Source organism: Streptomyces sp. NPDC007162 (assembly GCF_040634175.1).
In the GTDB taxonomy this organism is placed as follows: domain Bacteria; phylum Actinomycetota; class Actinomycetes; order Streptomycetales; family Streptomycetaceae; genus Streptomyces.
The window spans coordinates 1-7,610 of the sequence record NZ_JBEYFC010000434.1; the positions used below are offsets into that span (position 1 = coordinate 1).

Sequence of the window (7,610 nt, forward strand, 5' to 3'; positions counted from 1 at the left end):
CGACGAACCGCCGTACGAGTCGGGGGTGGCGGCGCTACGGGACGGCTGGCGGCTGATCCAGGCAGCTCAGCTGATCCCGCCTTATCCAGGCGGCGGGTGACCTGTACCGCGTCCAGCATGCGGCGGTCGTGGGTGACCAGGAGGAGGGTGCCCTCGTAGGCGTCGAGGGCGGACTCCAGTTGCTCGATCGCGGGCAGGTCCAGGTGGTTCGTGGGTTCGTCCAGGACGAGGAGGTTGACGCCACGGCCCTGGAGCAGCGCCAGGGCGGCGCGGGTGCGTTCCCCCGGGGAGAGGGTGCCCGCCTGGCGCAGCACATGCTCCTGTTTGAGGCCGAACTTGGCCAGCAGGGTGCGCACTTCGACCGGTTCGGTGTCCGGGACCGCGGCGCAGAAGGCGTCCAGCAGGGACTCGGTGCCGTGGAAGAGCTTGCGGGCCTGGTCGACCTCGCCGACCAGTACCCCGGAGCCGAGGGCCGCGTGCCCGGCGTCCAGCTCCACCCGGCCCAGCAGCGCGGCGAGCAGCGTCGACTTGCCCGCGCCGTTCGCGCCGGTCACCGCGACCCGGTCCGCCCAGTGGATCTGGAGGGAGACCGGACCGAAGGTGAAGTCCCCGCGCCGTACCTCGGCGTCCCGCAGGGTCGCCACGACGGCGCCCGAGCGCGGGGCCGCCGCGATCTCCATGCGCAGCTCCCACTCCTTGCGCGGCTCCTCGACGACGTCCAGGCGCTCGATCATGCGCTGGGTCTGACGGGCCTTGGCGGCCTGCTTCTCGCTGGCCTCGCTGCGGAACTTGCGGCCGATCTTGTCGTTGTCGTTGGACGCCTTGCGCCGGGCGTTCTTGACGCCCTTGTCCATCCAGGAGCGCTGCATCTGGGCCCGGTCCTGGAGGGCGGCCCTCTTGTCGGCGTACTCCTCGTAGTCCTCTCGGGCGTGCCGGCGGGCCACGTCGCGTTCCTCCAGGTAGGCCTCGTAGCCGCCGCCGAAGAGGTTGATCTGCCGCTGGGCGAGATCGAGTTCGAGGACCTTGGTGACCGTGCGGGTGAGGAACTCGCGATCGTGGCTGACGACGACCGTGCCCGCGCGCAGACCGGTCACGAAGCGTTCGAGGCGCTCCAGGCCGTCGAGGTCGAGGTCGTTGGTGGGTTCGTCGAGGAGGAAGACGTCGTACCGGGACAGGAGCAGGGAGGCGAGGCCCGCGCGGGCCGCCTGGCCGCCGGACAGGGCGGTCATGGGCTGGTCCAGGTCGACGGCCAGGCCCAGTGAGTCGGCGACCTCCTCGGCCCGCTCCTCCAGGTCGGCGCCGCCGAGGTCGAGCCAGCGCTCCAGGCTGACGGCGTAGGCATCGTCGGCGCCCGGTGCGCCGTCCACCAGGGCCTGGGTCGCCTCGTCCATCACGCGCTGTGCCTCGGCGACGCCGGTGCGCCGGGCGAGGAACGCGCGGACGGTCTCCCCGGGCCGCCGCTCCGGTTCCTGGGGCAGATGGCCGACGGTCGCGGTCGGCGGGGAGAGCCGCAGCTCGCCCTGCTCGGGGGCGGTGAGCCCGGCGAGCAGCCGGAGCAGGGTGGACTTGCCCGCGCCGTTGGCACCGACCAGACCGATCACGTCTCCGGGCGCGACGACGAGGTCGAGCCCGGAGAAGAGCGAGCGGTCGCCGTGCCCGGCGGCGAGGTTCTTGGCGACGAGGGTGGCAGTCATCAGAAGGCCGATCCTAATGGTCCGGGCAGCGCGCTCCGCGTCCCGTTCCCGCCCCGGTCAGCGGGTCGTCGCCGTCACCAGGACGCCGCCCGTGGTCCGGGCCACGACGTAGGACGCGCCTTTGGCCGATCTCCCGTCGAGCGGAATGCGGTGGCTGCCGGGTTCCAGGAGGCCGTCGAAGAGCTCGTGGGTGCGGGGCCGGGAGAGCCGGTCGAGCCGGTACGCGGTGAGCCGTACCCGGCAGGGCGCGGTGACCTCGACGCCGGCGGTGCCGACGGCGGCGACCAGGCGGGCCAGCCGGCGCTGCGGGAGCGGGCTGTGGTCGAGGGCGTGCTCGATCTGGGCGACGAGGAGCGGGATGATCGGGGCGAGCCCGTCGACGTACGCGACCGCCACGCCCGCCCGGTCGAACGCCTCGCGTACGGCGGCTCGCTCGGGCTCCCCGGCGGTGGGGCCGAAGGCCACGGCGTCGTAGCGGCCGAGTTCCTCGGCGGGGACGCCGTCGGCGTCGCGGGTGATGTCGGCGCCGATGCCGATGGTGCGCAGGGCCGCGGCCAGCCTCGCGAGGAGGGCGACCCGGGCGCCGATCAGCAGGACGCGGCGGCCGGCCGGCGGGCCGGGGTCCGTCAGGAGGGCGCCGAGTGCCTCGCGGTAGCCGGGACCGTGGAAGCGGAACGGGCCGATGCCGTGGTAGCCGTTGAGTTCCAGATCGGCGTGCGGGCCGGTCTGCCAGGCGAAGTCGCGCCAGACGTAGTCGTCGCCGTCTCGTTCGATACGCGCGGTGACCGCGCCGCAGGCCAGGTCCTCGCACTCGGGGCAGCCGTAGATGACGTACCGGTCGTCGGGCAGCGGCGGTTCGGCGTCCAGTAGGAGGCAGCGGACCTGGGCGGTGAAGATCGCGGGCGGGACGTCGGAGGCGAGCGGGGAGACGGCGTCCAGGTCGGAGAGCTGGAACAGCAACGGGCGGCCGTCGACGACGAAGTCCACGAAGTCCCGGTGGAGCTGGTAGCCGCCGTCGGCACGGACACCGCCGGCGCGCGTCGCCGGGGCCAGGCCGAAGGTCGCGTATGCGGCAGACATGCTGTGAGTATCCCCAGAGCGGGACGTTCTGAGCGCGGCATGACATATTCGGCTAACGTCGCGCTGTGGCGTACGAGCTGAGCGACGAAGTGATCGTGGTCGGTGCCGGGGTGGTCGGGCTGACCACGGCGGTGGTGCTGGCCGAGGGCGGCCGCCGGGTGCGGGTGTGGGCGCGGGAGACCGGCGGGCGTACGACCTCGGCGGTCGCCGGTGCGCTGTGGTGGCCGTACCGCATCGAGCCGGAGGCACTGGTCGGGGAATGGGCGCTGGCCTCCCTGGTGGTGTACGAGGAGTTGGCGGTGCGGCCCGAGGAGACCGGTGTACGCCTGGTCGAGGGTGTACACGGGGGGCTGCGGCTGGACGAGGTGGGTCCCTGGGCGGCGCGGGTGCCGGGGCTCACCGACACGGACGAAGGTGTCGCGGCGCGACTGCCGTTGATCGACATGCCGGTCCATCTGGCCTGGCTGCGGGAGCGGTTGGAGCGGGCGGGCGGGACGGTCGAGGAGCGGGAGGTGCGCGGGCTGCACGAGGTGCCCGCGCCGGTCGTGGTCAACTGCTCCGGGCTGGGCGCTCGTTCGCTGGTGCCGGATCCCGCTGTGCGTCCGGTGCGCGGGCAGCTGGTCGTGGTGGAGAATCCGGGGATCACGACCTGGTACACGTCGGCCGACGAGGTGGCAGGGGGCGCGTCCGCCTACTTCTTCCCGCAGCCCGGCGGGTTGCTGCTCGGCGGTACGGCGGAGGAGGACGTCTGGTCCCTGGAGCCGGATCCGGCCGTCGCGGCCGGGATCGTGGCGCGGTGTGCGGCGGTACGGCCGGAGATCGCCGGGGCGCGGGTCCTGGCGCACCGGGTGGGGCTGCGGCCGTACCGGGGAGCGGTCCGGCTGGCGCGTGAACCCCGGCCGGACGGCGGGCTGCTGGTCCACAACTACGGGCACGGCGGGGCCGGGGTCACGGTGGCCTGGGGGTGCGCCCGGGAGGCGGCCGGCCTGGTGGACACCGGACCGGCCGCCTAGAACTGCGTCCCTCGGGGACTCCGGTGCTCAGCTCGCCGGGACTCGGTGGGCGGTGTGCGGGGCGCGGACGCCGTCCAGGGTGTCCGCCGTGGGGGCGGTCCACCGGGTGGTGGTGGCGGCGGCGAACGCGGCCGGACCGCCGACCAGCGGGACCCTGGCCGCCGTACGGGACAGGTCCAGCGTGAGCGTCGGGGTGGTGGACGGCGGGTCGATGAGGTCCTTGTCCGTGCCCGCGACGATCAGCGCCAGCCGGTGTCCCTTCGGTACGACATGGTCGGTGGCCGCCAGATCGACGGTGATCGTGTACGCCTTGCCCGGGGTGAGCGGGACGCCCTTGCCGGGGTCGGCGTAGGTGCCGAGGTCGGCCCAGCCGCGGCTGAGGACGGTGTAGTCGACGGCCTTGGTCTTGGCGGCGGTCTTCAGGAAGCAGGCGCTGTCACCGGCCGTGCTCTCGCCCCAGCAGCTGCGGTCCGTGAGGGTGGTGATGCCCTCGGCCGCGTCGGAGTAGTCCCGGACGGTGTCCGGGCCGAGGTCGACCAGGACGGCGGTCAGGTGGGCCGTCGACGTGGTCGGGGTGGCGGTGACCGTGACCTCGGAGGAGCCGGACAGCCGCAGGTCGTGCGTGAGCGGCGCGGTGAGGAAGCCGGCCTTGTCCGAGGTCGGGGTGGCGAGCCGGGCCGCCCAGTCGGTCTCGCTCTGCCGCGGGTCGTCGGTGAAGGTCTCGGTGCCGGTGCCCTTGCGCAGGCCGAGGGCGCCGACGCCGGGCCGGCTGCCGGCGGCGGGGCGCAGGGTGGTGGCCCGCGTGCCGCGCGGCGGCCAGACGGAGGAGGTCACCCACTGGTCGGGGTGGCGCTCGATGTCGGCCATCGGCTGACGGTCGATGCCGTTGTCGTAGCCGAGGAGTTCATGGTCGAACCATCGGTGCAGGGTGTCGACCCAGGCACCGCGCCGGTAGTCGAAGGGGTCGACGTGGCCGGTCTGGGAGAGCCAGATCTTGCGCCGGACGCCGTTCTTCGCGAGGGCGTCCCACCACTGGCCGAAGTGCTTGGTGCGGACGTTGAGGTCCTGCATGCCGTGCACGAGGAACACACTGGCCTTCACCCTGGCCGCGTCCTTGACGTAGTCCCGCTCGGTCCACAGACCGGTCCAGTCGCCGCTGCGCGGGGCGCCGTCGACCAGTTTCCGCTGGACTGCGGCGCACCCGGCGTGGGCCGCGTCGCTCTCCACCGCGTCGGCCAGCCAGTCGGGGCCGGAGTCGTAGAGCGGGGCGCCCTGGGCGAAGTAGTAGTCGTACCAGGAGGAGATGGCGCTGATCGGGACGATCGTCTTCAGGCCTTTCACGCCGGTGGCGGCGACACCGTTGGCGATGGTGCCGTCCCAGCTCTTGCCGATCATGCCCGTTCTGCCGTTGGTCCAGGTCGCCCTGACCGTGGTGGTGCCGGTGCGGCTGCTGTATGCCTTGGCGCGGCCGTTCAGCCAGTCGATGACGGCCTTCGCGGACCGGATGTCCGAGCGGCCGCCGACGTCGACGCAGCCGTCCGAGCGGTTGGTCCCGGCCAGGTCGACGCCGACGAAGGCGTAGCCGCGGGGCACGAAGTAGTTGTCGTAGAACAGCGGCATCTGGACGACGTTCCCCTGGGCGTCGTACGTCTTGAGCTGGCTCTCGTTGCCCCGGCCGCAGCACGAGTAGTAGGGACTGGCGTCCATGATGACCGGCACCTTGCGGCCCTGGGCGGCGGGTTCCGCGGGGCGGACGATGTCGGCGGCGACCCGGTCGGTCTTCCCGTCGCCGTCGGAGTCGAGTCCGGTGTCCACCCAGACCGCCTCGCGGATGGCGTGGGCGTACGAGTAGACGGGCCGGCTCTCCCCGGGGGTACCAGAGGCCCGGGCCGCGGCCGGGGTGAGGAAGGCGGCAATCAGGGCTGCGACGGCCGCCACGGCGAACGGTCTCCAGATCGTGAAGCGCGTACGAATCGGCATGCGGCGGACGCTACCTCGGTCAACTCCCGTGCAGAAGGGGGCGCCTGAGGGACAGTCGGATCGGATTACGGCCGAATGGCGATCGTGTGACAGCGGGGGCCATGGACAGGCCAGGGGTCACAGGGACTGAATAGGCTCCGAACAGGCTCGTGCTCCATCCACCAGATGCATGCTCCAACGACGCGGCGTCCCGGCCCGCTGGGTGCGCCCCGGCCCCCCTACCGACCTGGAGTTCACTTGCACCGCAGAATCCTCGCGCCGGGCGTCCTCGCGGCGGCCTCCCTGCTGCTGGCGATCCCGGCATCCGCGGCGAGCTACGGCCCCGGCGCACCGGGCATCGGCGACCCCTACTACCCGTACTACGGCAACGGCGGCTACGACGTCTCCCACTACGACCTGCGCCTGCAGTACCAACCCGCCACCGACGAACTGGCCGGAACGGCCACGATCCTGGCGCGGACCACGCAGGACCTGTCCAGCTTCGACCTGGACTTCCTGCTGGACGTGAGCGAAGTGCGGGTCAACGGAACACAGGCCGCCTTCACCACCTCGGGCCAGCACGAGCTGGTGATCACGCCGAAGTCGCCGCTGGCGAAGGGCACGCCGATCACCGTCGTCGTCCGTTACAGCGGGGTGCCGTCGACCAAGAGCGCGTACGGCTTCAACACGTGGCACCGCACACCGGACGGCGCGGTCGCGGCGGACGAGCCCGAGGCGGCCTGGTGGTGGTACCCGAGCAACGACCACCCGCTGGACAAGGCGACCTACGACGTGTCGGTGGCCGTCCCCGAAGGCACCCAGGCGATCTCCAACGGCACACTCCAGTCGACGAGTACGCAGCGCGGCTGGACCCGCTACAACTGGCGGCAGAACAAGCCGCAGGCGACCTATCTGACCACGCTGGCGGTCGGCAGGTTCGACATCACCACCAGCACCTCCGAGGGCGGGGTGCCGGTCGTCAACGCCTACAGCAAGGACCTCGGGGACAACGACGGGGCGGCGCGGGCGAGCGTGGAGCGGACGGGCGAGCTCGTCGACTGGCTGAGCGGCTACTTCGGTCCCTACCCCTTCGGCTCGGCCGGCGGTTACGTCCCCAACACCACGACCGGCTACGCGCTGGAGACGCAGACCCGGGTGTACTACAGCCCGAAGCAGTTCGCGAACGGCTCCAACACGTCGGTGGTCGTGCACGAGCTGGCCCACCAGTGGTACGGGGACGACGTCTCCCTCAAGGGCTGGAAGGACATCTGGCTCAACGAGGGGTTCGCGCGGTACGCACAGTGGCTGTGGTCGGAGCACGAGGGCGAGGGGACGACGCAGGAGCTCGCCGACTACGTGTACGCGTCGCATCCGGCCGACGACGCGTTCTGGACGGTCAAGCCGGGGGATCCCGGTCCCGACGACCAGTTCGACATCGCCGTGTACGACCGGGGAGCGCTGGCCGTGCAGGCGCTGCGGAACGCGGTCGGTGACGACGCGTTCTTCGCGATCCTGAAGGGGTGGCCGAAGGAGCACGCGTACGGGAACGCGTCGGTCGGTGACTTCGAGGAGTACGCCGAGAAGGTGTCGGGGAAGTCGCTGGGCGCGCTGTTCGACACGTGGCTGTTCGAGCCGAGCAAGCCGGGGGTGCCTGCGGCGAAGGCCGTGGGGGCTGTTGCGCAGCCGAAGTCCTGGAAGCAGATCGAGGCTACGAACCACGTGCACTGAGGGGGTGCCGGGTGCGGTGCGTGGGGGGCTGCGGGCCGTGTGCGGCTGGTCGCGCAGTTCCTCCCCCAGCCTTCGGCCGGGGGTACCCCCAGCGCCCCTAAAGGGGCGATTCGGTGCCGTAGTCGTAGACCGTGAC

General features: G+C 72.1%; 5 protein-coding genes. 2 read left to right on the forward strand and 3 right to left on the reverse strand.

Features of this window, described 5'->3' with window-relative positions; translation table 11 throughout:
• A partial coding sequence (locus ABZ646_RS35090) for an ABC-F family ATP-binding cassette domain-containing protein (protein ID WP_360528179.1) occupies positions 1–1,694 on the reverse strand: 1,694 nt, incomplete at its 3' end.
• A 57-nt stretch (positions 1,695–1,751) separates the two neighbouring features.
• On the reverse strand, positions 1,752–2,774 hold the full coding sequence (locus ABZ646_RS35095) for an oxidoreductase (protein ID WP_360528182.1): 1,023 nt from the start codon (positions 2,772–2,774) through the stop codon (positions 1,752–1,754).
• A gap of 65 nt (positions 2,775–2,839) precedes the next feature.
• Between ABZ646_RS35095 and ABZ646_RS35100 the strand changes: the two genes are divergently transcribed.
• Entirely contained in the window at positions 2,840–3,787 is a 948-nt protein-coding gene (locus tag ABZ646_RS35100; protein ID WP_360528185.1) for an FAD-dependent oxidoreductase, read from the forward strand.
• A 27-nt stretch (positions 3,788–3,814) separates the two neighbouring features.
• Here ABZ646_RS35100 and ABZ646_RS35105 read toward each other — a convergent pair whose 3' ends face one another.
• Positions 3,815–5,767 carry a Xaa-Pro dipeptidyl-peptidase gene (locus tag ABZ646_RS35105; RefSeq protein ID WP_360528188.1) on the reverse strand — a complete coding sequence of 651 codons (1,953 nt, stop codon included), beginning with the start codon at positions 5,765–5,767 and terminating at the stop codon, positions 3,815–3,817.
• A gap of 237 nt (positions 5,768–6,004) precedes the next feature.
• On the opposite strand from ABZ646_RS35105, the gene ABZ646_RS35110 reads away from it, so the two are divergent.
• Positions 6,005–7,474: a M1 family metallopeptidase gene (locus ABZ646_RS35110; protein ID WP_360528191.1), complete on the forward strand. Its 1,470-nt coding sequence runs from the start codon at positions 6,005–6,007 to the stop codon at positions 7,472–7,474.
• The last annotated feature ends 136 nt before the right edge of the window (positions 7,475–7,610 follow it).